This window comes from Nocardia sp. NPDC058633 (assembly GCF_042717045.1).
In the GTDB taxonomy this organism is placed as follows: domain Bacteria; phylum Actinomycetota; class Actinomycetes; order Mycobacteriales; family Mycobacteriaceae; genus Nocardia.
Window position 1 is genome coordinate 168,143 of record NZ_JBHXRA010000014.1, and the last position, 26,990, is coordinate 195,132.

At 67.3% G+C, this 26,990-nt stretch carries 26 protein-coding genes; 11 read left to right on the forward strand and 15 right to left on the reverse strand.

Annotated elements, in window-relative coordinates; genetic code table 11:
• Positions 1-115: 115 nt before the first annotated feature.
• The 6 genes from ACFWUR_RS20120 to ACFWUR_RS20145 form a co-directional block, all read right to left on the reverse strand.
• On the reverse strand, positions 116-862 hold the full coding sequence (locus ACFWUR_RS20120; RefSeq protein WP_378908739.1) for an oxidoreductase: 747 nt from the start codon (positions 860-862) through the stop codon (positions 116-118).
• Positions 863-872: 10 nt separating this feature from the next.
• A complete protein-coding gene (locus ACFWUR_RS20125) occupies positions 873-1,037 on the reverse strand; it encodes a hypothetical protein (protein ID WP_378908740.1) in 165 nt (54 codons plus the stop codon).
• Positions 1,038-1,199: 162 nt separating this feature from the next.
• Positions 1,200-2,861: an ABC transporter ATP-binding protein gene (locus ACFWUR_RS20130; protein WP_378908741.1), complete on the reverse strand. Its 1,662-nt coding sequence runs from the start codon at positions 2,859-2,861 to the stop codon at positions 1,200-1,202.
• Positions 2,858-3,787, reverse strand: coding sequence for an ABC transporter permease (locus ACFWUR_RS20135; RefSeq protein WP_378908742.1), 930 nt, complete (start codon positions 3,785-3,787; stop codon positions 2,858-2,860). Before ACFWUR_RS20135 ends, ACFWUR_RS20130 begins: the two co-directional genes overlap by 4 nt.
• Positions 3,780-4,706, reverse strand: coding sequence for an ABC transporter permease (locus ACFWUR_RS20140; RefSeq protein ID WP_378908743.1), 927 nt, complete (start codon positions 4,704-4,706; stop codon positions 3,780-3,782). Before ACFWUR_RS20140 ends, ACFWUR_RS20135 begins: the two co-directional genes overlap by 8 nt.
• 63 nt (positions 4,707-4,769) lie before the next feature.
• Positions 4,770-6,368: an ABC transporter substrate-binding protein gene (locus tag ACFWUR_RS20145; RefSeq protein ID WP_378908745.1), complete on the reverse strand. Its 1,599-nt coding sequence runs from the start codon at positions 6,366-6,368 to the stop codon at positions 4,770-4,772.
• Between the two features lie 387 nt (positions 6,369-6,755).
• On the opposite strand from ACFWUR_RS20145, the gene acs reads away from it, so the two are divergent.
• The 4 genes from acs to ACFWUR_RS20165 all read left to right on the forward strand — a co-directional run bounded on the left by acs (position 6,756) and on the right by ACFWUR_RS20165 (position 11,667).
• Positions 6,756-8,714: an acetate--CoA ligase gene (gene acs / locus ACFWUR_RS20150; protein WP_378908746.1), complete on the forward strand. Its 1,959-nt coding sequence runs from the start codon at positions 6,756-6,758 to the stop codon at positions 8,712-8,714.
• A 157-nt stretch (positions 8,715-8,871) separates the two neighbouring features.
• Positions 8,872-10,101 carry a Na+/H+ antiporter NhaA gene (gene nhaA, locus ACFWUR_RS20155; protein WP_378908747.1) on the forward strand — a complete coding sequence of 410 codons (1,230 nt, stop codon included), beginning with the start codon at positions 8,872-8,874 and terminating at the stop codon, positions 10,099-10,101.
• Positions 10,098-10,625 (forward strand): phage holin family protein, encoded by a 528-nt coding sequence (locus ACFWUR_RS20160; RefSeq protein ID WP_378908748.1) that lies wholly within the window; start codon positions 10,098-10,100, stop codon positions 10,623-10,625. Before nhaA ends, ACFWUR_RS20160 begins: the two co-directional genes overlap by 4 nt.
• A gap of 55 nt (positions 10,626-10,680) precedes the next feature.
• Positions 10,681-11,667, forward strand: a complete 987-nt coding sequence (locus ACFWUR_RS20165) for an alpha/beta fold hydrolase (RefSeq protein ID WP_378908749.1) — start codon at positions 10,681-10,683, stop codon at positions 11,665-11,667.
• A 146-nt stretch (positions 11,668-11,813) separates the two neighbouring features.
• On the opposite strand, the gene ACFWUR_RS20170 is transcribed toward ACFWUR_RS20165, so the two are convergent.
• From ACFWUR_RS20170 to nth, 4 genes are all read right to left on the reverse strand, one after another.
• A complete protein-coding gene (locus tag ACFWUR_RS20170) occupies positions 11,814-13,007 on the reverse strand; it encodes a MarP family serine protease (protein ID WP_378908750.1) in 1,194 nt (397 codons plus the stop codon).
• A 67-nt stretch (positions 13,008-13,074) separates the two neighbouring features.
• Positions 13,075-13,803 (reverse strand): NUDIX hydrolase, encoded by a 729-nt coding sequence (locus tag ACFWUR_RS20175; RefSeq protein ID WP_378908751.1) that lies wholly within the window; start codon positions 13,801-13,803, stop codon positions 13,075-13,077.
• A gap of 40 nt (positions 13,804-13,843) precedes the next feature.
• A complete protein-coding gene (locus ACFWUR_RS20180; RefSeq protein ID WP_378908752.1) occupies positions 13,844-14,551 on the reverse strand; it encodes a TlpA family protein disulfide reductase in 708 nt (235 codons plus the stop codon).
• On the reverse strand, positions 14,548-15,306 hold the full coding sequence (gene nth, locus ACFWUR_RS20185) for an endonuclease III (RefSeq protein ID WP_378908786.1): 759 nt from the start codon (positions 15,304-15,306) through the stop codon (positions 14,548-14,550). Before nth ends, ACFWUR_RS20180 begins: the two co-directional genes overlap by 4 nt.
• Positions 15,307-15,473: 167 nt before the next feature.
• Here nth and ACFWUR_RS20190 point away from each other — a divergent pair, with 167 nt between their 5' ends.
• Both ACFWUR_RS20190 and ACFWUR_RS20195 read left to right on the forward strand, forming a co-directional pair.
• Complete coding sequence (locus ACFWUR_RS20190) at positions 15,474-15,716, forward strand: hypothetical protein (protein WP_378908754.1); 243 nt, start codon at positions 15,474-15,476, stop codon at positions 15,714-15,716.
• Positions 15,717-15,916: 200 nt separating this feature from the next.
• The gene (locus ACFWUR_RS20195; protein ID WP_040703546.1) at positions 15,917-16,591 is read left to right on the forward strand and encodes a Crp/Fnr family transcriptional regulator; all 675 of its coding nucleotides are present in this window, start codon (positions 15,917-15,919) and stop codon (positions 16,589-16,591) included.
• Between the two features lie 165 nt (positions 16,592-16,756).
• On the opposite strand, the gene ACFWUR_RS20200 is transcribed toward ACFWUR_RS20195, so the two are convergent.
• From ACFWUR_RS20200 to ACFWUR_RS20210, 3 genes are read right to left on the reverse strand one after another with little or no spacing between them, the layout of a single operon-like run.
• Positions 16,757-17,551 carry an MBL fold metallo-hydrolase gene (locus ACFWUR_RS20200; RefSeq protein ID WP_378908755.1) on the reverse strand — a complete coding sequence of 265 codons (795 nt, stop codon included), beginning with the start codon at positions 17,549-17,551 and terminating at the stop codon, positions 16,757-16,759.
• Positions 17,552-17,560: 9 nt separating this feature from the next.
• Positions 17,561-18,022 carry a RidA family protein gene (locus ACFWUR_RS20205; RefSeq protein ID WP_378908756.1) on the reverse strand — a complete coding sequence of 154 codons (462 nt, stop codon included), beginning with the start codon at positions 18,020-18,022 and terminating at the stop codon, positions 17,561-17,563.
• A gap of 2 nt (positions 18,023-18,024) precedes the next feature.
• Entirely contained in the window at positions 18,025-18,186 is a 162-nt protein-coding gene (locus tag ACFWUR_RS20210; RefSeq protein WP_378599499.1) for a hypothetical protein, read from the reverse strand.
• Between the two features lie 59 nt (positions 18,187-18,245).
• Between ACFWUR_RS20210 and ACFWUR_RS20215 the strand changes: the two genes are divergently transcribed.
• On the forward strand, positions 18,246-19,283 hold the full coding sequence (locus ACFWUR_RS20215; RefSeq protein ID WP_378908758.1) for an ArsA family ATPase: 1,038 nt from the start codon (positions 18,246-18,248) through the stop codon (positions 19,281-19,283).
• The gene (locus ACFWUR_RS20220; RefSeq protein WP_378908759.1) at positions 19,280-20,413 is read left to right on the forward strand and encodes an ArsA family ATPase; all 1,134 of its coding nucleotides are present in this window, start codon (positions 19,280-19,282) and stop codon (positions 20,411-20,413) included. The genes ACFWUR_RS20215 and ACFWUR_RS20220 overlap by 4 nt, the downstream gene beginning before the upstream one ends.
• A gap of 113 nt (positions 20,414-20,526) precedes the next feature.
• Here ACFWUR_RS20220 and ACFWUR_RS20225 read toward each other — a convergent pair whose 3' ends face one another.
• The gene (locus tag ACFWUR_RS20225) at positions 20,527-20,850 is read right to left on the reverse strand and encodes a WhiB family transcriptional regulator (RefSeq protein ID WP_056821932.1); all 324 of its coding nucleotides are present in this window, start codon (positions 20,848-20,850) and stop codon (positions 20,527-20,529) included.
• Positions 20,851-21,293: 443 nt separating this feature from the next.
• On the opposite strand from ACFWUR_RS20225, the gene ACFWUR_RS20230 reads away from it, so the two are divergent.
• On the forward strand, positions 21,294-23,672 hold the full coding sequence (locus ACFWUR_RS20230) for a penicillin-binding protein (RefSeq protein WP_378908760.1): 2,379 nt from the start codon (positions 21,294-21,296) through the stop codon (positions 23,670-23,672).
• A gap of 49 nt (positions 23,673-23,721) precedes the next feature.
• Here the strand turns inward: ACFWUR_RS20230 and ACFWUR_RS20235 are convergent, their stop codons facing one another.
• Complete coding sequence (locus ACFWUR_RS20235) at positions 23,722-24,186, reverse strand: GatB/YqeY domain-containing protein (RefSeq protein ID WP_378908762.1); 465 nt, start codon at positions 24,184-24,186, stop codon at positions 23,722-23,724.
• Positions 24,187-24,380: 194 nt separating this feature from the next.
• Here ACFWUR_RS20235 and ACFWUR_RS20240 point away from each other — a divergent pair, with 194 nt between their 5' ends.
• Positions 24,381-25,343 (forward strand): metallophosphoesterase, encoded by a 963-nt coding sequence (locus tag ACFWUR_RS20240; protein ID WP_378908763.1) that lies wholly within the window; start codon positions 24,381-24,383, stop codon positions 25,341-25,343.
• Positions 25,344-25,941: 598 nt separating this feature from the next.
• Positions 25,942-26,946 (forward strand): hypothetical protein, encoded by a 1,005-nt coding sequence (locus tag ACFWUR_RS20245; protein WP_378908764.1) that lies wholly within the window; start codon positions 25,942-25,944, stop codon positions 26,944-26,946.
• The last annotated feature ends 44 nt before the right edge of the window (positions 26,947-26,990 follow it).

Sequence of the window (26,990 nt, forward strand, 5' to 3'; positions counted from 1 at the left end):
GAACACAACCCACCCTGCACGCTTGGTAACCGGGTGTTCCGTGCTAGCGGGCGGTGAGGTCGAGCAATCGACAACGCCGCCCGTTTCGATGTGTGGAGCCAGATCGATACCGGCTTCAGCCTGCGGCCGCGTCGGCGATCGAGTTCGCCTCGCGAGCACCGTCTTCCAGCGCGCCCGCGCAGAACAGCACCCACCCGCCCACGCCCTCCGCGGTGCCCATGCCGAACCCGGCGGCCGCGTCGAGATAGGCCTGACCACGGCGCAACCAGAACACTTCGGGCACGCCGAGGCTGTGCGGATCGAGTCCGCTGGCCACCGCGACCAAGCGCGAAGCCGCGCGCGCGACGACCCCGTCGGCGGTGCCGAACGGACGCAACGTCAGCAGTTCACCGTGCACGATCGCCGCGACGACGGGGGCCGGCGCCTTGCTGGACTGCACGGTTTGCGCGAGCAGATCGAGCCGCTCCGCGACGCCCGGCGTGGAGCGCGGGCGACCGAGTTCCTGCTCGTCGGTCACCAGGTCGGCGGCGGCGAGCAGGTGCAGCCGGGCCAGTGCTTGCAACGGCGCGCGACGCCAGGTGCCGACGAGGTTGGTGAGCGCGTCGCCGTCGAGCGCCTGACCCACCCGCAACGCACCGGCCAGGACCGGGTCGCTCACCTGACCGTCGGCGGGCAGATCCGTACTGGCGCCCTCGATGGCCGCCGAGGATCGGGCGGCACGGACCGCGGCTTCGGCCGCGGTGGTCGCCCAGCCGCGCCGGTTCGACTTGTGCCGGTGCACGGCCGCGAGCGCGTCGCGCGCCTTGTCTGCGGCCTCGCGCACGCCGGGCAGGTCGACCAGGGGCTGGAGCGGATCAGTCACGGCATGGAGGTTACCGCTCGTACAGCGAGGCCCCGACGGTCACGTACAACCCGCGCACCGTCGGCCAGCTGCGATCCGGCCACGGCACCTCGGCGAGTCGCTTCGCCGCCGGGGTCACGGCCCTGCGTCGGCGCGCGTCCCGTTCGGCTTGGCGTTCGGCATCGATTCGATCCATCGGTGTCTCCCAGGGTTCGGACTGTTCGACGGTACGCCGGTGAAGTGCGGTTTTGCGGGGTTTCGGGAGGCTGGGGAACCGCGCTGAGTACACACAGATCGCGACAACGGTCGGAGTTCGCACCGATTGTGCCGATTGTGTGCGCTGAGCGCGGTTGGCCGGTTACCCCGTGAGCAACTCCCGCCCGGGAATCGCGGCCAGCAGGGCCTGCGTGTACTCCTCCCGCGGGGATGCGAACACCTCGTCGGTCGTGGCCGCCTCCACTACTCTGCCCTCTCGCATGACCAGCACGTTGTCCGCGATCTGCCGCACAACTGCCAGGTCGTGGGTGATGAACAGGTACGTCAGCCCCAGCTCTGCCTGTAGGTCGTTGAGCAGGGTGAGGATCTGAGCTTGGACCAGGACGTCGAGGGCCGAGACCGCCTCGTCGCAGACCACCATTTCGGGTGAGAGGGCGAGCGCGCGAGCGATCGCCACACGCTGACGCTGCCCGCCGGACAACTCGTTGGGGTAGCGCCGCAGCACCGACGACGGCAGGGAGACCTTGTCGAGCAGGTCGCGCACCACCGCTTCGCGCTCGGCGGAGGTACCGATCTTGTGTACCCGCAACGGTTCCTCGATCGTGCGGTAGATCGAGTACATCGGATCGAGCGAGCCGTAGGGATTCTGGAAGATCGGCTGCACCCGGCGCCGGAACGCGAAAGCGCCTTTGCGATCGAGTTTCGCGACATCCTTGCCGTCGAAAGCCACTGTGCCAGACGTCGGTTCGAGCAGGCCGAGCACCATTTGCGCGATGGTCGACTTGCCCGAGCCCGACTCGCCGACAATCGCGGTGGTGGTGCCACGGCCGACCGTGAAACTCACGTTGTCGACGGCCACGAAATCCGCGGACTGCCACGGCCGCTTGCCGCGAATCTTGAACGCCTTGGACAGGTCGCGCACCTCGAGGACCGTATCGGCCACCTTCGCGGTGAGAACCTTCTCCGCTGCCTGCGCCCGCACCTCGGCCCGCTGCCGTGACGACGACATTCGCGATGCCGCCAACGACGGCGCGGAGTTCACCAGCTTCTTGGTGTACGCATGCTGGGGATCACGCAGAATCTGCAGCGCGGGACCGGATTCCACCACCCTGCCGCGATACATCACCACCAGATGCTCGGCCCGTTCCGCGGCGAGACCGAGGTCGTGGGTGATCAGCAGCACCGCCGTGCCCAGCTCGGTGGTGAGCTGTTCGAGATGACCGAGGATCTGGCGCTGTACCGTGACGTCGAGCGCCGAGGTCGGCTCATCGGCGATCAGCAGTTTCGGTCGGCACGACAGGCCGATCGCGATGAGCGCGCGCTGGCGCATGCCGCCGGAGAACTCGTGCGGATACTGGTTCACGCGGCGTTCGGCATCGGACATGCCCGCCTCGGACAGCAGCTCCACCGAACGTGCGCGGGCCGCGTCCCCGGTGGCGATACCGTTGGCCACCAGGGTTTCCCGGATCTGGAAGCCGATCTTCCACACCGGGTTGAGATTCGACATCGGGTCCTGCGGGACCAGGCCGATACCGTTGCCGCGGATCGCGACGATCTCCTTCTCCGACGCCGTCGTCAGATCCTTACCGTCGAACAGGATGGATCCGCCGGTCACCTTGCCGGTGCCGGGCAGCAGGTCGATGATCGCGTGCGCGGTCGTCGACTTGCCCGAGCCGGATTCGCCGACGATGGCGACGGTTTGACCGGGATAGACAGTGAGGTTCACTCCGCGCACGGCGCGAACCTGCTGGCCGTCGGAGGTGAAACAGACGTCCAGATCGCGGATTTCGAGCAGGGGCTTCATCGGGTGCGCTCCTTCGGATCGAGCGCGTCGCGCACCGCGTCACCGAGCATGATGAAGCTCAGCACCGTGATGGCCAGCGCGGTCGCCGGGTAGAACAGGATCGGCGAGGTACGGATCTCGGTTTTGGCGCGGTCGATATCGGCGCCCCACGAGACGATGCTCGGCGGCAGCCCGACACCGAGGTAGGACAGTGTCGCCTCGGTGACGATGAAGACGCCGAGCCAGATCGTGGCGACCACGATCAGCGGACTCGCCGAGTTGGGCAGCACGTGCTTCATCAGCGTGCCGAGCCGCGACACGCCCAGCGCCTTTGCGGCAGTCACATATTCGCTGTTCTTGGCTTCGATCACGGCGCCACGTGTGATGCGCGCGGCCTGCGGCCAGGTGAAGGCCACCAGGATCGCGACCACCGTCATGATCCCCGCCGGCCGCAGCAGCTGCAGCAGCACGATCGCGGCCAGCACCATCGGAACGGCGAAGAAGATCTCGGCGATGCGCGAGACGATCGTGTCGAGCAACCCGCCGTAGAAGCCGGCGATCGCGCCGAGGATGCCGCCTACCAGCAGGAACATCACCGCCGATGCGATGCCGACGGTCACCGACGCGCGCGCGCCGTAGATGGTGCGCGCGTAGACATCACAGCCCTGCTTGTCGAAGCCGAACGGATGACCCTCGCGCGGGCCGTCCATGCCGAACTCACCCAGGCACAGCCGCGGGTCCTGGCTGGTGAACAGCGCCGGCCACACCACCACGAGCATGACGAACACGATCAACACCACCGAGACCAGGAACACGGGGTTGCGGCGCAGTCGGCGCCACGCATCGCCCCAGATGCTGGTGGGGGTGCCCTTGTCCAGGACACGGTCGGTGGCGAGCACCTCCACCTCGTCGGCGGGGGCCACGAAATGCTGTTGCTTGTCATGCATAGCGGATCCTCGGGTCCAGGGCGGCGTAGAGCAGGTCGATCGCGAGGTTGACCAGCAGGAACAACACCACCAGCACCGTCACGAACGACACCACGGTCGGCGGCTCGCCACGGATGATCGCCTGGTACATGGTGCCGCCGACGCCGGGGATGTTGAAGATGCCCTCGGTGACGATCGCGCCCGCCATCAGCGCACCGAAATCGGCACCGAGAAAGGTGACAACCGGGATCATCGAGTTCCGCAGGATGTGCACGCTCACCACGCGACGGCGCCCGAGGCCCTTCGCCGTGGCCGTGCGAACGAAATCCGCGGATTTGTTCTCCGCCACCGAGTTCCGAGTCAGCCGGAGCACATAGGCGAACGACAGCGAGCCGAGCACGAACGCGGGCACGATCAACTCGCTCAGGCTCGCGTTACCCGTGACGGTGACCGGGGCGATCCCCCACTTCACACCGAGCAGGAATTGCGCGAGATAGCCGACGACGAACACCGGCAGCGCGATGATGACCAGGCTGGCGATGAGCATGGTCGAATCGAACAGCTTGCCCTTGCGCAACCCGGCGATCAGACCGAACAAGATGCCGAAGAAGCCTTCGATCAGCACGGCGAGAAACGCCAGTTTGATGGTGATGGGGAAGGCGCGCTCGAGTTCTTCGCGTACCGGTCGGCCCGAGAACGAGGTGCCGAAGTCCAGGGTGAGAATCCCCTTCAGGTAATGCAGATATTGCATGATGAAAGGCTGATCGAGGTGATAGCGGGCGCGTAGTACCGCTTCGGCGGCCGGCGTCAACTGTTTCTCACCCGCCAGCGCCTTGATCGGATCACCCGGAATCAGGAAAACCATCGCGTAGATGAGCAGCGTCGCACCCAGGAATACCGGGATCATCTGGAGCAGACGCCGAAGTACGTACCAAGCCATCGCTTCCTCCGAAAACGACCGGGGCCGAGCCACTGCACAGTGGCTCGGCCCAGCTGTCGACTTCTATTTCTCGATGTTCTCGAAGTCGAACAGGCCGTTCCAGCTGAGATCGGCCTTGGTGACTCTGTCGGATCGGCCCGCGTTGGCGACATAGTCGAACACCGGGATGTCGGCCATGTCCTTGATCATGATCGTCTGCGCTTGCGCGATCAGCTCATAGGAAGCCGCCTGGGTGGGGGCGGCGAGGGCGGCGTCGAACAGCCGGTCCACCTCGGGATTGTTGTAGTTGACGTTGTTGGTTTCGGAGAAGCTGTAGTACTGCGAGCTGAGGAACTGCATCATCGTCGGGTAGTCGCCCTGCCAGCCGTACCGGAACGCCGTGCCGATGGTCTCGGCGTTTACCGCGTCACGGATGTTCTTGAACGTCGGCATCGGGTTGGCGACCGCGTCGATGCCGAGAGTGTTCTTCACGCTGTTGGCAACGGCTTCGATCCAGGCCTGGTGGCCACCGTCGCTGTTGTAGGTGATCTGGTACTGGCCCGACCACGGCGAGATCGCGTCGGCCTGGGCCCACAGCTTCTTGGCCTGGTCCGGGTTGTAATCGAACACTTCCGAACCCGGCAGGTCGGCTTTGTAGCCGGGCAGGGTCGCGGCGGTGAAGTCACGCGAGGGGGTGCGGGTGCCGTTGAAGATCTTGTCGATGATCTGCGGGCGGTTGATCGCCATCGAGATGGCCTTGCGGCGCAGAACGCCTTCTTCGCCATCGAAATGCGGCACGGTGGCCTGGATGCCGATGTGCTGGTTCTGCGCGGTCGGCTTGGTGATCGCGCGGTCGCCGAGATCGCTCTGGTAGGTGGTGATCGCGCTGTCGGGAATGGTGTCGAGCGTGTCGAGATTTCCAGCCTGGAGATCCGCGTAAGCGGTGTCGTAGGACTGGTACATCACGAATCGCAGGCCCTTGTTCTTGGCCGGTCGACCACCGGGGTAATCCGGGTTGGGCGTGAGATCGATCTTGACGTTGTGTTCCCACGAGCCGAATGCGTAAGGACCGTTGCCGATCGGCTTCTCACCGAAAGCCTTCATATCCTTGAAAGCGGCGTCGGGCAGCGGATAGAACGGCGCGTAGCCGAGCGCACTCTCGAAGTCGATCGAAGGCGACTTCAATTCGACGGTGAACGTACGGTCGTCGATGACTTTCAAGCCCGACATCGTCTTGACGGTCGGATTTTCGGCGCTCACCTCGTCGAAACCGGCGATGGGGCTGTATACGTAACTCTGCAGCTGCGCGTTGTCGGCGAGTGCGCCGTAGTTCCACGCGTCGACGAACGACTTCGCGGTCACCGTTGTGCCGTCGGTGAACTTCCAGTTCGGCTTGATGGTGATCTTGTACGACTTGCGATCGGTCGTCTCGATCTTCTCGGCCATCTCGTCGTGGGCCTCACCGCTGGCGTCGTAGTACTTCAGCCCGGCGAACAAACGGTCGACAACGCGCCCACCCATGTTCTCGTTGGTATTGCTGGGCACCAACGGATTCTGTGGCTCACCCGCATTGGTGGTGACGATGCTCGAATCAAGACTGTCGTCGGACGAGCACGCGGTGAGACCGAGGCTTGTGGCCACCAGTCCCGCCGCGACCAGCGCGGTCACTTTGATGAATCTCAACGCTCTCTCCCGGGTCAATTTCCGTGGCTAACGGTCGGAGGTTAGCGGCTCCGGCTGGATTTTTCAGCGATCCGAGCCATATTCACTTCGCCTGTATCGATACGGTTACTCGCTGGAAACGCAGGAAAAATTGCCGAGCCCTCGCCCTCGGCAGAAATATATGAACAAATATCGGGAACCATCAGCTGAACCGTTGAGTAAAAACGATAGCCCGCGACCGGCCGGTCTGTCCGCGAAGTCATCGGATGAACCAGCCCCGTTGACCGCCGCGAAACATCGCCGCGACAACGAGCCACCCGCACGCGGGTCTGTTGACTAGTGTCGAGACAGCCGGGCCGCACCCCGGTGACCGACCCGACCGCACCAGGCATGTGAGGCTGAACCGACGTGACCGAAACTGCTGCAGGACACCAGGACTCGTTTCCGCCGAGTGCGGAATTCGCCGCCGCCGCCAACGCGGACGCCGCGCTCTACGGCCGTGGCGAGACCGACCGCGACGGCTTCTGGGCCGAACAGGCCAACCGGCTGCACTGGCACAAACCCTTCACCGAGGTACTCGACTGGACCGACGCGCCGGTCGCGCGCTGGTTCGGCGACGGTGAACTCAACGTCGCCTACAACTGCGTCGACCGTCATGTCATCGACGGGCACGGCGACCAGGTCGCTATCCACTGGGAGGGCGAACCGGGCGACTCCCGCGCCATCACCTACCGCGAACTGCTGGAGGAAGTCTCGCGGGCGGCCAACTACCTGACCGAGCTCGGGCTGGTGGCAGGCGATCGCGTGGCCGTCTACATGCCGATGGTGCCCGAGGCGATCGTGGCGATGCTGGCGTGCGCGCGCCTGGGACTCACCCACTCGGTGGTGTTCGCGGGCTTCTCGCCGAGCGCGCTGCGTCAGCGGGTCGACGATGCGCAGGCCCGGTTGATCATCACCACCGACGGCCAGTGGCGCCGCGGTAAGCCCGCACCGCTCAAGGACGCCGTCGACGAGGCGCTGTCCGCCAAGGGTGACGTGCCGTCGTCGGTGGAGCACGTGCTCGTGGTGCGCCGGGTCGGCACCGAGGTGCCGTGGACCGACGGGCGCGACCTGTGGTGGCACGAAACCGTCGCTGTCGCTTCGCCTTCCCACAAGGCCCAACCCTTCCCCGCCGAGCACCCCCTGTTCATCCTCTACACCTCCGGCACCACCGGAAAACCCAAAGGCATCCTCCACACCACCGGCGGCTACCTCACCCAAACCGCCTACACCCACCACAACGTCTTCGACCACAAACCCGCACACGACGTCTACTGGTGCACCGCCGACATCGGCTGGGTCACCGGACACAGCTACATCGTCTACGGCCCCCTCGCCAACCGCGCCACCCAAGTCGTCTACGAGGGCACCCCCAACTCCCCCGACGAACACCGCCACTTCCAGATCATCGAAAAATACGGCGTCACCATCTACTACACCGCGCCCACCCTGATCCGCACCTTCATGAAATGGGGCCGCGAGATCCCCGACGCCCACAACCTGAGCACCCTACGACTGCTCGGCTCCGTCGGCGAACCCATCAACCCCGAAGCCTGGCGCTGGTACCGAGAAGTCTTCGGCGCGAACAAGACTCCGATCGTCGACACCTGGTGGCAGACCGAGACCGGCGCCATCATGATCTCCCCACTGCCCGGCGTCACCGCCACCAAGCCCGGCGCCGCGATGGGCCCGCTGCCCGGCATCTCCGCGACGGTGGTCGACGAAGAGGGCAAGCCGGTGCAGCTCGGGGAGACCGAGGCCAACGGATACCTCGTGTTGGACAAGCCCTGGCCGTCGATGCTGCGCGGCATCTGGGGCGATATGGATCGCTACCGGACCACCTACTGGGAGCGCTACGCCGAGCAGGGGTGGTACTTCGCGGGCGACGGCGCCAAGCTCGACGCCGACGGCGACCTGTGGGTGCTCGGCCGGGTCGACGACGTCATGAACGTCTCCGGACATCGGATCTCCACCGCTGAAGTCGAGTCCGCGCTGGTGGGGCATCCGGCCGTCGCCGAGGCGGCGGTGGTCGGCGCCACGGACGCGACCACCGGGCAGGGCATCGTCGCGTTCGTCATCCTCACCGGTGAGGCCGCGGCGTCGGCGAGCCCGGAGCTCGTCGCCGAACTGAAGGCGGCGGTGTCCACCGAGATCAGCCCCATCGCCAAGCCTCGCGAGATCCACATCGTGCCGGAGCTGCCCAAAACGCGCAGCGGCAAGATCATGCGCCGACTGCTGCGTGACGTGGCCGAGGGACGCGAACTCGGCGATACCTCGACGCTGGTGGATCCCGGCGTTTTCGAGGCGATACGCACCGGCGGTAACTGATCGACCCCGGCCGGTGACACCTAGTGCCACCGGCCGGATCGGTTAGGATCGCGTTCGAGGTGTGCCGGGAAGTCTGGTCGGCATGCGGTCGTGAATCACCGACAAGAATGGGGATGAGCGTCCGCAGCCCCGTCGACCCCTGCCGAAAGGCCTGCCCTTGATCACGCGCGTCCGCTCCGAACTCACTCGTTACCTTCGCACCGAGACGATCGGCGGTGCGCTGCTTCTCGTCGCCGCGGCGGTGGCGCTGATCTGGGTCAATTCGCCCTGGGGCGCGAGTTATCAGACGATGATCGATACCCGCCTCGCCATCTCCGCGCTGCATCTGGACCTCACCCTGGCCGACTGGGCCAAGGACGGGTTGCTGGCGATCTTCTTCTTCGTCGCCGGGCTCGAGCTCAAACGCGAGTTCGCGGTGGGCGAGCTGGCCGATCCGAAACGGGCCGCGCTGCCGATCATCGCCGCGGTGGGCGGCGTGGTGACCCCGGCCGCGATCGCCCTGGCGGTTGGGCACGGAGTGCCAGGCATGGACACCGGCTGGGCGATTCCCGTGGCCACCGACATCGCGTTCGCCCTCGCGATCCTCGCGATGACCGGATCGCGAATCCCCGCCAGCGCGCGTGTGTTCCTGTTGAGCCTGGCCGTGGTCGACGACCTGCTCGCGATCGTTCTCATCGCGGTGCTCTTCACTGCCTCGCTGTCGCTACTGTGGCTCGCCGCCGCCATCGCCTGCTGTGGCGCGTGGGCGCTGGCACAGAAGCTGCGACTGCATACGCCGCTGTTCTACATTCCGGTCGCGCTGGTGTGCTGGTACGCGCTGCACGAGGCCGGCATCCACCCGACGCTGGCCGGTGTCGCACTCGGGCTGCTCACCAGGGTTCGCAAGGATCCGGGCGAGAAGACCGCGCCCGCGACACACCTCGAGCATGTGGTGCAACCGATCTCGGCCGGATTCTGCGTGCCGTTGTTCGCGTTGTTCGCCTCGGGTGTGCCGCTCAACAGTGCGGTGTTCGGCTCGCTGTTCACCGACCGGCTCGCGCTGGCGATCATCCTCGGGCTCCTGCTCGGCAAAACCATCGGGATCTTCGGGGTGAGCTGGGTCGCGATCCGGCTCGGGTTGGCGAAACGCCCAGCCGGACTGGAGTATCGCGACATGTTCGCCCTGTCGGTACTCGGCGCGATCGGGTTCACCGTTAGCCTTCTCGTGGCGGAACTCGCGCTCGCCGGCGTCGGCTCCGATGCCATCGATCTCGCGAAGGCCGCCGTTCTGGTGACCTCGATGGCAGCATCGCTGATCGGATCGGCGCTACTGTTGCGCCGAGGACGTGTGCACCAGGCGCGCCGCGATGCAGACCAGTTACCACAGGGAGAAGGGTCGACGAAGTGAGTTACACCCAAGGCGGAAACGACGGTCGGACGGTCACTTCGATCCCGTTGACCGACGCCAATCCGCCCGGATCGGCGAGCATCGGCAGCCTCGTGCGCGATGCCACCGAACAGATGTCGACGCTTGTGCGCGCCGAGGTGGCGCTGGCCAAGGCCGAGGTCACCGGCGAGATCAAGAAGGGGCTCACGGGCAGCGTCTTCTTCATCCTCGCGCTGACGGTGCTGCTGTTCAGCTCGTTCTTTTTCTTCTTCTTCCTCGCCGAGCTGCTCGACATGTGGCTGTGGCGCTGGGCCGCGTTCCTGATCGTGTTCCTGCTGATGGTGCTCACCACTGTTGTGCTGGCGTTGCTCGGGTGGCTCAAGGTACGGAAGGTGCGCGCGCCGGAGAAGACGATCGGCTCGCTCAAGCAGACCGCCGAGGTGCTGCCCGCCGCGTTCACCCACCGCGACGCGGCCGACTCGCACGCGGCCCTCGGATCACGCGGCGCGGGCACCACGTCGCTGGAGAAGTCGAGCAACCGATGACGCGCCGGGCGGGCCCGGTCGCAACAGCCGGACCCGCCCACTAGGCTCGATCGGCGTGTCGTCCAATTCATTCCCGGATCCCTCCAGCGTCCGTTTCGACGGACCGTGGACCCACCGGGACGTGCACGCCAACGGAATCCGATTCCATGTCGTCGAAGCCGACGGTCCGGACCGCTCCGAGGCGCCCCTGGTGCTCTTGCTGCACGGTTTCGCCGATTTCTGGTGGTCGTGGCGGCATCAGCTGACCGCGCTCGCCGACCACGGGTATCGCACCGTCGCCGTCGACCTGCGCGGCTACGGCGACACCGACAAACCGCCGCGCGGCTATGACGGCTGGACCCTCGCCGGCGACATCGCCGGACTGATCCGGGCGTTGGGGCACACCGAGGCCACGCTCGTCGGGCATGCCGACGGTGGGCTGGTCTGCTGGGCCACCGCGGTGCTGCATCCGCGACTGGTCCGCTCGATCGCGCTGGTGAGCTCACCGCACCCGGCCGCGTTGAAGAGCTCCGTGCTGCGCGATCCGGCGCAACGGGCGACCTGGCTGCCCGATTTCCTGCGGTATCAGCTGCCGCGCTACCCCGAAAACCTGCTCACCCGCCGTGGCGGGGCCGAGGTGGAGCGGCTGCTGCGCGATCGGGTCGATGGATCCTGGTCGCGGAGCGCGGAATTCGTCGAGACCGCGGCGCGGATGCGGCATGCCATCCGGATCCCCGGTGCCGCGCACAGTGCGCTGGAGTATCAGCGCTGGGCGTTTCGCAGTCAGTGGCGGCCGGACGGCAAGCGGTTCATGGCCACCATGCGCACGCCGATCGACATCCCGGTCCTGATGCTGCGGGGTGAGCACGATCCCTATCTGCTGGACGCCACGTTCCATCGTGGCCGGACGTGGTCACCGAATCGGACACTGGTGTCGATTCCGCGCGCCGGGCACTACGCGCACCAGGAGAACCCCGGCAAGGTCAACGAGGTGCTGACCACGCGCTGGCGCGAGCAGAACGGCGTGAACGGCTCACCCCACGACGACCTGGTGTCGCCCTGAGCCGCTCGCACGGCGATCAGATCTGATCCGAACTCCGCGACACCTGTCGCACGCCGATTCGATCCCCGCGGTCGGATCTCACCGCACTCCCGGGCGCCGCACGTGGATCGTCCCGGGCAACGGTGAGCCACCCGGGACGATCCAGCTCAGCTCAGTACGCAGGCGCCCGTGTTCACCGGAGCGCTGCTCGGGGCGGCGGACGCCAGTTCGGTCGCGACCTCGTTCAGGGTGAGGACATAACCGGTGTCGTCGTCGGTGACGGCCGCGCCGAAGACCACGCCGAGCAGCTGTCCCTCGGAGTCGACCAGTGGGCCACCGGAGTTGCCCGCGCGGACCTGGCCGCGGACGGTGTACACCTCACGCTCGACGGTGCCGTCACGGTGGATGGTCGGGCCGGTGAGGTCGAGGGTCTCGCGGACACGGGCCGCACTGGCCGTGTACGGCCCACCACCGGGGTAACCGAGCACAATCGCGCTCTCGCCCGAAGTCGCGGGCTCGGGGGCCTGGTTCAGGACGGGAGCGGTGAGCCCCGGCACGGCCAGCACCGCGATGTCCTTGGACGGATCGAACAGCACCACCGTGGCGTCGAGTGGGCCGCGGGCGGTATCGACCGACACCGCGTTGGTGCCCGCCACCACGTGCGCGTTGGTCATCACCCGTTCCGGGGCGACGATGAAGCCCGAACCCTCGAGCGCACGCTGGCAACTGGGTGCCGTGCCGCGAATACGCAGCACGCTCTGCTGTAGCGAAGCCGCTACCGGACTCGCCAGGACCGAGGGATCCGGCGGTTCGACGGCGGCGATCGGCGCTCGGCCGAACGGGCCGATCACATCGGGCAGCCCGGAAGTGTCGAGCAGCCTGGAGAATTCGTTGGGAACCTTGCGCAGCCACTCCGGCGCGACCGAGTTGACGTCGGCGAGAACCTTCGACCCGTTGATCGCGGCGGCGACGGCCGGCTGAGACGCGGTGGCCAGTGGCAACGCGAGCAGCCAGGCCGCGACCAACACGGTCACCGCCTGCAGCACCGCGCCGACGACGCTGTCCACACCGCGCGCGACAGGCTGGCGAATGCTGGTGCGCGCGGCGCGGCCGAGCACCATGCCCGCGACCTCGCCGACGATCACCAGCAGCACGATCAACAGGATGCCGCCGAGTACCCGGCTGCGCCCCTCACTGAGGTGTTGGAGGATGTGCGGGGCGATCAGGATGCCGGCGACCGCGCCGAGCGCGACGCCGAAGAACGCCAGCGCCGAGGCCACCGCGCCTTGCCGCCAACCGGTGGACGCCGCGACCAGCGCGATCAGCACCACCGCGATATCGAGCCATACCGAGGCGCTCATACTTCCACCTCGCCGACGCTCTGCTCCAGCATGACCCCTGCGCCGATCTGCCGCTCGCTACGTTCGCTCACAGGGTCATTCCGACCGCAGCCAGCGAGCTCTCCAGGTCACGCACGTCGCCCCGATCCCAGTTTCGTTCCCACCCAGCGGATTTGATGATGCCGGCGAGGATACCGCCGGTGAGTCCCCACACCAGCATGCCGTCGACCTGGAACGCGGGGCTCTGGTAGCCGAGACTGCCACGCACCATGAATCTGTGTGCCGGATCGAGCAATTCGGCGAGCCGAACACGCACAACACGCTCGGTTTCGCCCTGATCGACGACTCGGACGGCGCTGGGTGCCCGCCAGTAGCCGAGCACCGGAGTCACGTCGAACTTCGACGGCGGAACGAACAGCTTCGGCAGCAGCGCGAACGGCTCGACACCCGCGGGGTCGAGACCGGTTTCCTCGACGGCCTCGCGCAGCGCGGTGCCGACCGGGCCGCCGTCGCCGGGATCGGCGGCGCCGCCGGGGAACGCGATCTGGCCGCGGTGCTGGCGCATGGTCGAGGCACGCTGGGTGAGCAATACATCGGCGTCCGCGGGCAGGCCGCCCGGAGCGTTCTCGTCGGGCTCCGGCGATCCGCCGAACAACACGAGCACCGCGGCCTGACGTGGTTTGCCGGTGATCGACATGGCCCGGCGGAGTGCGCGGGAGGTAGCGAGGGTGTCGTCGGCGTCGGGGCCGCCGGATCTGATCGCGGTGCGCAGCCAAGGTGGAACAGCAGAATCGTCGAGCCTCGCTACATCGTTCACGCCATCGCCTTCGATCCGCACGCCACCATCACGTCCTCTGTCATACCGTGACCCCGAGCTTCGCGGATACCGTATCCGCGATGTCGGCCACGTCGGCAAAGGTACGCACCTCCACGCTCGCGATGGTGCCGTCGGCCCGCACGAGCACCGAAACAGGCAGCACAGCGGGCGCACCGACCGCGCCGCGCACGGCGGCCTGCGGATCCTCGACACCGGGCAACGTGATGCCGAGCCCGCTCAGCCGAGACAGTGCCTTCGCTTCCTCTGGATCGCTGTGCACTGTCATGACGGTGAGTGCCGGGCCCGCCCGCCGCGCGAATTCCTGCAGGTGGGGCAACTCGATCGCGCACGGTCCGCACCAGTAGGCCCACAGATTGAGCAGGGCGGGCTTTCCCGCCAGCGCCGCGGCCAGATCGGTCGGCTGGCCGTCGGCCAGACAGGTCAGCTGAAGCCCGGCCAACGGGCCCGCTCCGATCGCCGGGCGGCTCGGTGTGACCGATGGCGCCGGGGCCGCGGTGGTCGGCAAAGGCTCCGAGACAGGAGCCCGCGTCTGCGGGCAGGGTTCGAGCCCCGCCGCCGCCCGCTGCTCGGCCGACACGCCCGACGTCTGTGGCGATGTCTGCGACGTCGTGCCAGGGGACTCGGAACCTTCCCGGGGCCACAACGCCACCGTGGCCGCGGCGATCAAGATCACCGCGGCGAGCGCCCAGCGCAACGCGGGCCGCCGCAGCAGCGAAGGTTCGCTCACAGGCCGACCATGTTCAACAGGTGGTCGCGCTCGGGCCCCTTCACCAACGCGGCGGCGACCGCCGGATCGGTCGGGCCGAGCCCGAACGAGGGGCAATCGTTGGCCAGCACGCACGCTCCGCAGGCCGGTTTGCGGGCATGGCACACGCGCCTGCCCTGGAAGATCACCCGGTGCGAGAGCATCGTCCAGTCCTTGCGCTCGAACAGCGCGCCGACCGCGTGCTCGACCTTGACCGGATCTTCCTCGTCGGTCCACTTCCAGCGGCGCACCAGCCGCCCGAAGTGGGTGTCCACGGTGATGCCAGGCACATCGAACGCGTTGCCGAGGATCACGTTGGCGGTCTTGCGCCCGATCCCCGGCAATTTCACCAATTCGGCCAGAGTGTGAGGCAATTCACCGTCGTATTCCTCGACCAGCGCCTGCCCGAGCCCGATCAGCGAGCTGGTCTTGTTCCGGTAGAAGCCGGTGGGCCTGATGTATTCCTCCAGCTCCGCCCGGTTGGCCTGCGCGTAGTCCTGCGCGCCGCGGTACTTCGCGAACAGGGCGGGCGTGGTGAGGTTCACTCGCACGTCGGTGCACTGGGCCGACAGGATCGTCGCGACGGCGAGTTCCAGCGGAGTGGTGAAGTCGAGCTCGCAGTGCGCGCCGGGGAACGCCTCGGCCAGCGTGCGGTTGATCCGGCGGGCGCGACGCACGAGCCCGGTCCGCGTTTCCGCAGCTATGGCACGGTTCTTGCGCTTGCGGGCAGCGGTGATACCGGTGGGCGCGGCGGCCGTTTCCGCGGCCGAATCGGCGTCGCCTGCGGCGGCGGGGGCAGGGGAAACGGGCACTGCTTCACCATACGGAACCACTACGACAACATTGCCCGGCCAGTTTGGGCGCTGTGTTCCATCTGAGACCTGGACCGTGTTTACTGCCTGTCATGCAAGGACTCGCTGTGGTGCTCTTCCCAGTGCTGTTGATGCTGTTCGCGCTGGGGATGGAGCGGGTCGAGAATCGGCTCCGAAAGCTTCTCGAACCCGACGAAGAGGTTCAGCAGTACCTGGACAACGCAAGCAACGCCGAAGTGAAAGAGCTGACGAAGCTCGGCCTGCCCGCCGCCGTGGCGCGCGTGCGCAAGCGCCGCTCCCGGGACTCCGAAATGGACGTCGCCAGGGCAAGTTGAGCTGTACACCCGGGCCAGGGACGGACCGACATTTTCCCGTCGCCAGGGCCTACTGACGATCGATTCACAGTGTGCGCACGTCGCGCAATCCACTTTTTACGTGGTGTCTGTCACTGCGGTGCCGGAATGCCGCGTAGACTGCGCGGTTGGTCGATTCGCTCGACCAGGTTCGCAAGCCATATCCCATAAGGAGCACATTCGTGGACGAGGCCCTCGCCAGAGCAGGCATCTTCCAAGGCGTCGAGCCCACCGCGGTGGCCGCGCTCGCCAAGCAGCTGCAGCCCGTAGATTTTCCGCGCGGCCACGTCATCTTCAACGAGGGCGAACCCGGCGATCGGCTGTACATCATCACGACGGGCAAGGTGAAGATCGGCCGACGGTCCCCGGACGGCAGGGAGAACCTGCTGACCATCATGGGTCCGTCCGACATGTTCGGTGAACTGTCGATCTTCGACCCGGGCCCGCGTACCTCGACCGCCACCACGGTCACCGAGGTCCGCGCCGTGACGATGGACCGCGACGCTCTCAAGTCGTGGATCGATCAGCGCCCGGAGATCGCTGAGCAGCTGCTGCGCGTGCTGGCACGACGCCTTCGCCGCACCAACAACAACCTCGCCGACCTGATCTTCACCGACGTGCCAGGTCGCGTCGCCAAGGCGCTGCTGCAGCTCGCACAGCGCTTCGGCACCCAGGAAGCGGGCGCGCTGCGCGTGACCCACGACCTGACCCAGGAAGAGATCGCCCAGCTGGTCGGTGCTTCTCGGGAAACCGTCAACAAGGCGCTCGCCGACTTCGCTCATCGCGGATGGCTGCGCCTCGAGGGCAAGAGCGTGCTGATCTCGGACTCCGAGCGTCTGGCACGTCGCGCCCGCTGACGTTCGAACATCTGCCGTCCCGGTACAGCGGGGCCGCGTCTGCGTGTGGGCTCGTGAGGAGAGGGCCTCGTCCACACCATCGCGGTTTCGTCGTGCCGGGACGTTCGCGTTCTCGCCCGGACACGCGCTCGATCGCCGACGGAGCTGACGGCGATCGAGTGCGGATCAGTGCTGTTCGGCCCGCAGATATTCCAGCTGCGCCCGCACGGAACTGCGCGCAGCGGGCCACAACCGCTTGTCCACATCGGCGTAGACCTTGCGGACCACGGCGAGAGCGCCCGCGTCGGAACCGAGTTCGTCCAGCGCGGCCCGCACCTGGTCGAGCCGCTCGCGCCGATGGTCGAGGTAGTACTGCACCACCGGTGCCGCATCGGCATGATCTGGCCCGTGCGCGGGCAGTAGCGCCTTGCCCGCGCCCAGCTCTCGCAGCTTCTGAAGTGACGCGAGGAAGCCTGCCAGCGCGCCCGGCGCGGATTCGAGCACCGTGGTGCCACGGCCGAGGACGGTGTCACCGGTGACCACCGCGTCGTCGAGCAGCAGGCTCACCGAATCGGTGGTGTGCCCCGGTGTGCCGAGCACCGTGATCCGCAGGCCGGCGGCCTCGATCACCTCACCGTCGGCCAACGGCTCGACCGCACCGCGCAGGTACTTCGGGTCCACCGCACGCACCGGCGTCCCGGTGGCTTTCACCAGGTGATCGATGCCGCCGGTGTGATCGGGGTGGTGATGGGTGATCAGGGTCAGCGCGATCCGGCCGCCGGTGGCCTCGACGATGTCGGCGGTGTGCTTCTTGTCCTTCGGTCCCGGATCGACGACCACGAACGCGTCGCTGTCCGGGCCGCGCAACAGCCAGGTGTTGGTTCCGTCGAGCGTCATCTGGCCGGGGTTGTCGGCCAGCAGGACCGATGCCGTCGCGGTGACCTGCCTGACCTGGCCGTACGCGGGATGTTCCAGTGCCATGACGGCTGCCTATCCGACCTCGACGATCAATTCCACTTCGACGGGAGTGTTCTTGGGCAGTTCCGAGACCCCGACCGCCGAGCGCGCGTGCACGCCCGCCTCGCCGAAGACCTCACCGAGGAATTCCGACGCGCCGTTGATCACGATCGGCTGATCACCGAATCCCGGCGCCGAGGCGACGAAACCGACGACCTTCACGATCCGTACCACCTGGTCGAGCCCGACCAGATCGTGCACGGCCGCGAGCGCGTTGAGCGCGCACAGCCGAGCGGCCTCCTTGGCCTGCTCCACGTCCACCTCGGCCCCGACCTTGCCGACCGCCGACAGTTCACCGTCGACGAAGGGCAGTTGGCCGGAGGTGTACACCAGCGAACCGGTGCGCACGGCGGGGATGTAGGCCGCGACAGGCGCGGCGACCGGCGGCAGCGTGACACCGAGCCGGTCGAGCGCGTCCTTCCACGCGGTGGCCACGATTACTTCCGCCGCTTCAGGTAGGCGACGTGCTGTTCGCCGGTCGGTCCGGGCAGCACCGAAACCAGCTCCCAGCCGTCGGACCCCCACTGGTCGAGGATCTGCTTGGTCGCGTGCGTCAACAGCGGCACGGTCGCGTACTCCCACAGGGTGACTTCACTCATGGTGTGAGTTTAGGGCTCACCCCGAACGGCTGGGCGAAACGGGTTATAGGCTCGGCCACGTGGGAGCACCAACAGTAGAGCCGGTTTCGTCGGTTCCCGAGCCGTCGACCGGATGGCCACAGCGCGCGGCCAAAGCGCGCTTGCACTATGTGACCGGCAAGGGGGGCACCGGCAAGTCGACCGTTTCGGCCGCACTCGCCCTCGCGCTCGCCGCGGGGGGACGCAAAGTGCTGCTGGTCGAGGTCGAGAGCCGCCAGTCCATCGCGCAGTTGTTCGACCGGCCACCATTGCCACCCACCGAGACCCATATCGCCAGCGCCGACGGCGGTGGCGAGGTCACGGCGCTGGCACTCGACATCGAGTACGCGTTTCTCGAGTACCTCGACATGTTCTACAACCTCGGCTTCGCGGGCCGGGCGATGCGCCGGATGGGCGCCATCGAGTTCGTCACCACGATCGCGCCGGGCCTGCGCGATGTGATCCTCACCGGCAAGATCAAAGAATGCGTGGTCCGGGTCGGCAAGGACGGCAAGCCCGCCTATGACGACATCGTCGTCGACGCGCCGCCGACGGGCCGGATCGCCGGCTTCCTCGACGTGACCACGGCCATGGCCGAGATCGCCAAGGGCGGCCCGATCGCCTCGCAGGCCGAGGGCGTGTCCTCGCTGCTGCACTCCGATCAGACGATGATCCACCTGGTGACGCTGCTCGAGGCGCTGCCGGTGCAGGAGACCGCCGACGCGATCGCCGAGCTCACCGCCGACGATCTGCGGATCGGCACGGTGATCGTCAACCGGGCGGCCACCGCCGCACTCGACCCGACCCAGCGCGACGTGGCCGTGGCGGGCGAACTCGACACCGCCGCCGTCGCCGCCGGCCTGGCGAAGGCCGGAATCACCCTGTCCGAACCGGACTTCGACGGCCTGATCGCCGAAACAGTCGACCACGCGACCGTGCTCACCGCGCAGAACGCGAGTGCCGTCGAACTGGCGCAGATCGATGTCCCCCAGTTGTCGCTGCCCGCCCTCGGCGACGGCATCGACCTGGGCGGCCTCTACGAATTGGCCGAACAGCTATCCGCGCAGGGAGTCCGATGAGCGAGCACGTTTCCACCCCGCCTGCGCTGGATGTTTCGCAGATCATCGCCGACCCGCAGGCCCGGGTGATCGTGTGCTGCGGGTCCGGCGGAGTCGGCAAGACCACCACCGCGGCGTCGATCGCGCTGCGAGCGGCCGAATCGGGGCGCAAAGTGGTGGTGCTGACCATCGATCCGGCACGCAGGCTGGCGCAGTCGCTGGGTGTGGCCGCGCTGGACAACTCACCGCAGCGCGTCGAACTCGGTCCCGAGGTGCCCGGCGAGTTGCACGCGATGATGCTGAACATGCGTCGCACCTTCGACGACATGGTGCTCGAGCACACCAGCGCGGACAAGGCCGAGCAGATCTTCGCCAATCCGATCTATCAGACGGTGGCGTCGTCGTTCGGTGGCACCCAGGAGTACATGGCGATGGAGAAGCTCGGCCAGCTGGCCGCGCGCAAGGAGTGGGACCTGATCGTGGTCGACACTCCGCCCTCGCGCAACGCGCTGGACTTCCTCGACGCGCCCAAGCGGCTCGGCACGTTCCTCAACGGCAAGATGATCCGGTTGATCATGGCGCCGGGGCGTGGCGTCGGCCGGATCGTCACCGGAGCGATGAGCCTGGCGATGCGGGGGGTGTCGACCATCGTCGGCGGGCAGCTGCTCAAGGACGCCTCGACGTTCCTGCAGTCGCTGGAATCGCTGTTCGGTGGATTCCAGGACCGCGCCGAGCGCACCTTCGCGATGCTGTCGCAGCCGGGCACCCACTTCCTGGTGGTCGCGGCGCCCGAGCCGGACGCGCTGCGCGAGGCGTCGTTCTTCGTCGACCGGCTCTCGACCGAGCAGATGCCGCTGGCCGGCCTGGTGCTGAACCGGACGCACCCCACGCTGTCGGGGCTGTCCGGTGACCACGCGCTGACCGCGGCGGACCAGTTGGCCGATTCCGACCCGCTCACCGCGTCGGTGCTGCGCATCCACGCCGATCGGGTGTCGACGGCGGCCAGGGAGCGACGGCTGCTGCATCGTTTCACCGGCGCGCATCCGCGCGTGAAGATCGTCTCGGTGACGGCGCTGCCCTTCGAGGTATCCGACCTGGAAGCACTGCGTGCCGTCGGCGATCAGCTGGCCGGAACCCCGGCTTCCGCCTGATCGATTCAGACAAATCCGCTATAGCTCACAATCCGGTAACACCGACGAACGGCGCCGATTCCGCAAACCCCGCGGTCTCGGCGCCGTGTGTGATAACGGTCCGGTCTCGCCTGCTAGATCGCCACCTGGTGCTGCCTCTGGGCATTGAAGAACTCCGCCCACGAGGTCACGTCGGGATGCTGTTTGAGCAGCGCACGTCGCTGCCGCTCGGTCATCCCGCCCCACACACCGAACTCGACCCGGTTGTCGAGCGCATCGGCACCACACTGCATCAGCACCGGGCAGTGACGGCAGATCGTTGCCGCCTTGCGCTGAGCCGCACCGCGAACGAACAGCTGATCAGGGTCCACTTCCTTGCATCGCGCCTGGGCAACCCAAGCGATCCTTGCCTCGGCCTGCTCTACATCCAGTCGAGCGATGGGGGTTGTGATGTGCATTTGATGTGCCCCTTTGCAGTCCGAACACCGTTGTGCGGCGCTCCAGAATCGCGAGCGCGGATCACAGCAACCCAACTACCGCTGCGGTCCGCACCACATTCCACTTTGAGTGTTAGCTCTATCACACTGGGTTCTCAATCTAGGTAAAGGTATGGCGGTTACGCAAGACCACCCCCCGATTTTTTGGTACGGCCGTCCATTCAAATCGGGCCAGAAGCGGGCAGTAGTGCTGATCACCGGCGTGGCCGGTCGCGACACGCCGATGTGATCATTTTGTTGACACGCCCGAGCAACCCCCCTGGCACCACCCGGACATTTCACGTCGCGCAGCACGGCCGTGAACCTCTCCGCGCCGCCCTCCCGACGTAGCTCCGCAATCGCCGCGGCCGTGCGGGAAAAGACTGAGGAACGCGGCTGCGGCCGCACCCTTTAGGCTGGGGCTCGTGCCGATCACTCAAACGCTTGCGAGGCTGGCCGGCAGCTGCGCGCTGGCCGCCGTGCTTGTCGCTGGGCTGCTGTTCCCCCTGGCCGGTGGATTCGGGTTCATCTCCAACCGCGCCGCCGACGCCGTCGACAATGTCTCCGCCGAACTGGTGGAGGGCACTGTCCCCGCCGTGTCGACCATGGTCGACGCGAACGGCGCGCCGCTGGCGTGGCTCTACGAGCAACGTCGCTTCGAGGTGCCCAGCGATCGCATCTCCAACAACATGAAGCTGGCGATCGTGTCCATCGAGGACAAGCGCTTCGCCGATCACAAGGGCGTGGACTGGCAGGGCACGCTGCGCGCGTTCCTCACCAACACGTCCTCCGGCGCGGTGCAGCAGGGTGCCTCGACCCTGGACCAGCAGTACGTGAAGAACTTCAACCTGCTCGTGGTCGCCAAGACCGACGCCGAACGCCGCGCCGCGATCGAGACGACCCCGGCGCGCAAGCTGCGCGAGATCCGGATGGCGCTCACGCTCGACCGCGAGCTGAGCAAGGACGAGATCCTCACCCGCTACCTGAACCTGGTGCCCTTCGGTAACGGTTCCTACGGCATCCAGGACGCCGCGCAGACCTACTTCGGCATCGACGCGTCCCAGCTCGACATCACGCAGTCGGCGATGCTGGCGGGCATGGTGCAGTCCAGCTCCAAGCTGAACCCGTACACCAACGTCCAGGGCGTGACCGACCGCCGCAACACCGTGCTCGACACGCTGATCCAGAACATCCCGCACCGGGCGGAGGAGTTCCGCAAGGCCAAGGCCGAACCGCTGGGCGTGCTGCCCGAGCCCAAGGGCCTGCCGCGCGGGTGCATCTCCGCCAACGACAAGGGCTTCTTCTGCGACTACGCGCTGCAGTACCTGGCCGAGGCCGGGATCAGCCGCGAGCAGATCGACAAGGGCGGCTACCTGATCAGGACCACCCTCGATCCGGTGCTGCAGGAATCGGTGAAGCGTTCGGTGAACGAGCAGGCCGACCCCAACCTCGACAACATCGCCGAGGTCATGTCGGTGGTCGCGCCGGGTCAGGATTCGCACCCCGTGCTCGCGATGGCGTCGAGCCGCACGTACGGCCTCAACCGCGACGCCAACGAGACGCTGCTCGGCCAGCCCTACTCGATGGCCGGTGACGGCGCCGGCTCGATCTTCAAGCTGTTCACCACCGCCGCCGCGATGGAGAAGGGCCTCGGCATCGCCGCACAGGTGGACGTGCCGAGTACCTACGCGGCCAGGGGCATGGGCTACTCGAACTCACCGGGTTGCCCGGCCGACTCGTGGTGTGTCAAGAACGCGGGCAATTACCCCGGATCGATGTCGGTGACCGACGCGCTCGCGACCTCGCCCAACACCACGTTCGTGAAGATGATCCAGGACGTGGGGGTCTCGGCCGCGGTGGACATGGCGGTGCGCCTCGGCATGCGGTCCTACACCGAACCCGGCACCTCCGGCCACGGCAACACGAGCCTGGCCGACCACATCAAGAACAACAACATGGGCTCGTTCACCCTCGGCCCGTTCGCGATCAACCCGCTCGAGCTGACGAATGTGGCCGCCACGCTGGGCTCGGGCGGCAAATGGTGCCCGCCTTCGCCCATCAAGGAAGTCGTCGACCGCAGTGGCAAGACCGTCCCGCTCACCCAGCAGGCCTGCGAGCAGGTGGTCGACCCCGGTCTGGCCAACACCCTCGCCAACGCGATGAGCAAGGACGACACCAGCGGTACCGCCGCGGGCGCAGCGCGTGCCGCGGGTTGGGCCGCGCCGATGTCGGGCAAGACGGGTACCACCGAGAGCCACCGCTCCTCGGCGTTCCTCGGCTTCACCAACTCGCTGGCCTCGTCGGTCTACGTCTACGGCGACAGCCCGACCCCCGGCGAGATCTGCTCGTTCCCGCTGCGCAACTGTGGGGCCAGTGACGCCTCCGGCCTGTTCGGCGGTAACGAACCGGCCCGCACCTGGTTCAACGCCATCAAGCCGCTGATGGACCGGTATCCGCCGCCGAGCCTACCGCCGGTGGACGACAAGTACGTCCGTGGCGCGAACAACTCCCAGGTCCCCGATGTCGCGGGCAAGTCGCAGGGCGAGGCCACCTCGATCCTGTCCGGCGCGGGCTTCCAGGTCTCGGCGGTGACCGGTGCCGGTTCGCAGGCCAAGGGCACGGTGATGGGCAGTTCGCCGAACGGCTCGGCCATTCCGGGCTCGGTGGTCACGATCTACATCAGTGACGGCTCCGTCCGCGTGCCCGCGCCGACCACTCCCCCGCCCGCCGCGCCCGCACCGGTGATGCCGGGGCTGCCGCAGATTCCGCGCCTGCCACCGATCCCCATCCCGGTGCCGCGCTGATCACACGACAATGGCCGCCGTCCGATTCGGACAGCGGCCATTGTCGGTTTCAGAGCCTGGCTTTGACCGCGGCGGACAGGCGCGAACCATCGGCCTTGCCGTCGGCGAGCGCCGTGGCGACCTTCATGACCTGACCCATCTGCTTCATCCCCGGCCGCTCACCGAGCTGCTCGGCGACCTGGGCGATCGCGGTATCGGCGACCTGGGCCACCTCTGCCTCGTCGAGCTGGGTCGGCAGGTACTCCTCGATGATCTGTTCCTCGGCGCGCTCGTTCGCGGCCAGTTCGCCGCGACCGTTCTGCTCGTAGATCACGGCCGCCTCGTTGCGCTTCTTCGCTTCCTTCTGCAACAGCGCCATGACATCGGTATCGGAGAGTTCGCGCGCCTCCGTACCGGAGACCTCGGAGTTCTGGATAGCGGCGAGCAGCATCCGCAGGGTCGCGAGACGCAGTTTGTCCTTGGCTTTCATCGCGGAGGTCATATCCGCGCGCAGCTTGGCTTTCAGTTCCGACATGCGGTTTACCGTAGTCGTTCGCTCTGCGCAGGCCCATCACATTTCCTTCGCGACCGCCTTCGCGCCGGTGCGCGGTAACTCTTCCCTTCGTAGTCCCTCCCGCGCAGTCCAGAATCGGGCGGGCCGAGAAAATTCCGACCGTTTGTGCGGAAACACACGCGCCGATCCGGGAGGGGGTCGCCTATGCTGGGCAAATGCCCGTTATCTCGACGTCCGCTGTCCGCCGAACCGCGTTGGGAGCCGCCGGGGCCGCCGTCGCAGGGATCGGCTACGCCACGCTGATCGAACGGAACGCGTTCGTCCTGCGCGAGGCCACGATGCCGGTGCTCGCGCCCGGGTCGCCGACGTTGCGCATTCTGCACGTCAGCGACCTGCACATGATGCCGGGGCAGCAGCTCAAACAGCAGTGGCTGCGCGAACTCGACCGGCTCGAACCCGACCTGGTCGTGAATACCGGCGATAATCTTTCCCATCCCAAGGCCGTGCCCGCCGTGGTGCAATCCCTCGGTGCGCTGCTGGCCCGACCAGGCTTGTTCGTGTTCGGTTCGAATGACTATTTCGCGCCGGTCCCGAAGAATCCGCTGAAGTATTTCAAGAAAGATCATCGCCGCGTCTATGGTGATCCGCTGCCGTGGAAGGACCTGCGCGCGGCATTCACCGAACGCGGCTGGCTCGACCTGACCCACACCCGGCGCGACCTCGAGGTGGCGGGCATTCGCATCGCCAGTGCCGGCGTCGACGATCCGCACCTGCAGCGCGACCGCTACGACACGGTCGCAGGCGCGCCGAACCAGCTTGCTCAGCTGAGCATCGGTGTCACCCATTCGCCCGAGCCGCGCGTGCTCGATCGCTTCGCCGAAGACGGCTACGACCTGGTGCTGGCCGGTCACACGCACGGCGGGCAGCTGGTCGTTCCCGGTTACGGCGCGTTGGTCACCAACTGCGGGATCGACAAGTCCCGGGTGAAGGGCGCCTCCCAGTGGGGCGAGCACACCCAGCTGCACGTCTCGGCGGGAATCGGCACCTCCCCGTGGGCGCCCTACCGCTTCTGCTGCCGGCCCGAGGCCACGTTGCTCACGTTGGTCGGCGCCCAGCCCAAGCGGCCCTCCGCCGACGCCGGTTTCGGCATTTCGACCTCGGAGGCCGTCGCCCGCTAGGGTCTGGCTCCGAACGAGGAGTGTCATTGAGGTGTCCCAGGAGACGACCGTGAGCAGTGGATCCGACGACCGGCCCGACGACCCGACCGTCCACGGCGGGCCGGGCGCACCGAACCAGCCCGACTCGCAGTGGCAGCGGCCGGGTTCGCCGGAGCCGACCACAGGGCAACCGAATCCGGGCGCACCTGATCCCACTGCGGTGTGGACGCCGGGGAGCACCGGCCTCCCCCCGACCCTGCGTTGGGACGGATCCGGCCCACCTCCCGGCCTTCCGGAGCCGACCTCGTGGGCACCGGCGGGTCCGCAGGATTGGCAGAGTGCCGCCAACCCTCCTGCTGGACAACAGGTTCCGCCGCCAGGACAGGCTGACCTCACCCAGCTCCGTCAGCCGTCACCCTGGCCCGGAGCGAATCCGTCTGTCGGGCAGCCGGGTTCGGATCAACCATGGCACCCCGGCTCGAATCCTTCGGTAGGACAACAGCCTGCTGGTCGGCAGTGGCACGCCGGAGGTCCCCCGCCGGGCGGACCGGTTCATCCCGGCCCCGCGTCCAACCCGGCCGCTGGACAACCGGTTTCGAACCAGCAGTGGCAGCCCGGGATGAACCCTCTTGCCGGACAACAGCCTCCGGGTCAGTGGGGCGCTCCCCCACCGCAGTGGGGTGCCGGCGGTCCGCACCAGCCCGGTCAGCAGCCGTGGGGTGCACCCGCGGGGCAGGCCGCTCCGACCGGGGGTGGCACGCCGGGTTGGCAGCAGCCGCCGCAGTACGGCGAAATCCCCCCGCTCGAGCACCAAGGCATCCAGTCCTACGGCCAACCCGTCCCGCCCGGCCGCAAGTCCGGCGGCAAAGCGGTGATCTGGGCGGCGGCGGGTGTCGCGACGCTGCTCCTGGTCGGCGGCACGATCACCGCGGTCGCGCTGACCCGCGGCGACGACGCACCGACCACCGCCACGGGCGCCACCCCGTCGATGGTCAGCGCCCTGTCCACCACCCCCGGTCCGACCTCGTCGGGAAAGACCGAACCCAGCACGACTTCCCCCTCCCCCTCGGGCGCCGCGTCGGACCGCAAGCCACTCATCGAGGGCTACCAGGTCGTCGCCTCCCCCGACCGTGGCGCGGCCTACGATGTGCCGCCGAGTTGGAAAGTCGCCACCGAAACCACCATCGGCGGTGTCGGCGAACCCCCCGGCGACTCCGTGATCGGCAAGGGCTACGCCTCCGACGGCCGCGACTACTGCCCCAACTCCACCCGCACCCTGTCGCTGCTCACCGGTTCCAAGAACGCCGACCACGCCGCCGCGGGCGCCGAGCTCGGCACCAAAGCCGCCCCCCTCGCCTATCAGGGCGCCAAGGGCACTCCCGGCCCCGCCCAGCCCCTGAAGTCGATGGACGGCAAAACCGAGGGCATGTTCACCGAGACCACCGGCACCGTCCCCACCCCCAAGCCCGGCTGCGCCTCGACCTTCTCCGTCTACACCTTCGCCTTCACAGGCACCAAGGACGGCAGCTTCGTCATGGTCATGATCGCCGACACCGGCGTCCCCGACGCCATCGACGCCGCCGCGGCCAAACGCATCTTCAGCACCGTCAGAGCCCTCGACTAGCCCCCACCTGACCAGCCAATTTAACGTTTCCCGACCCCACGTTG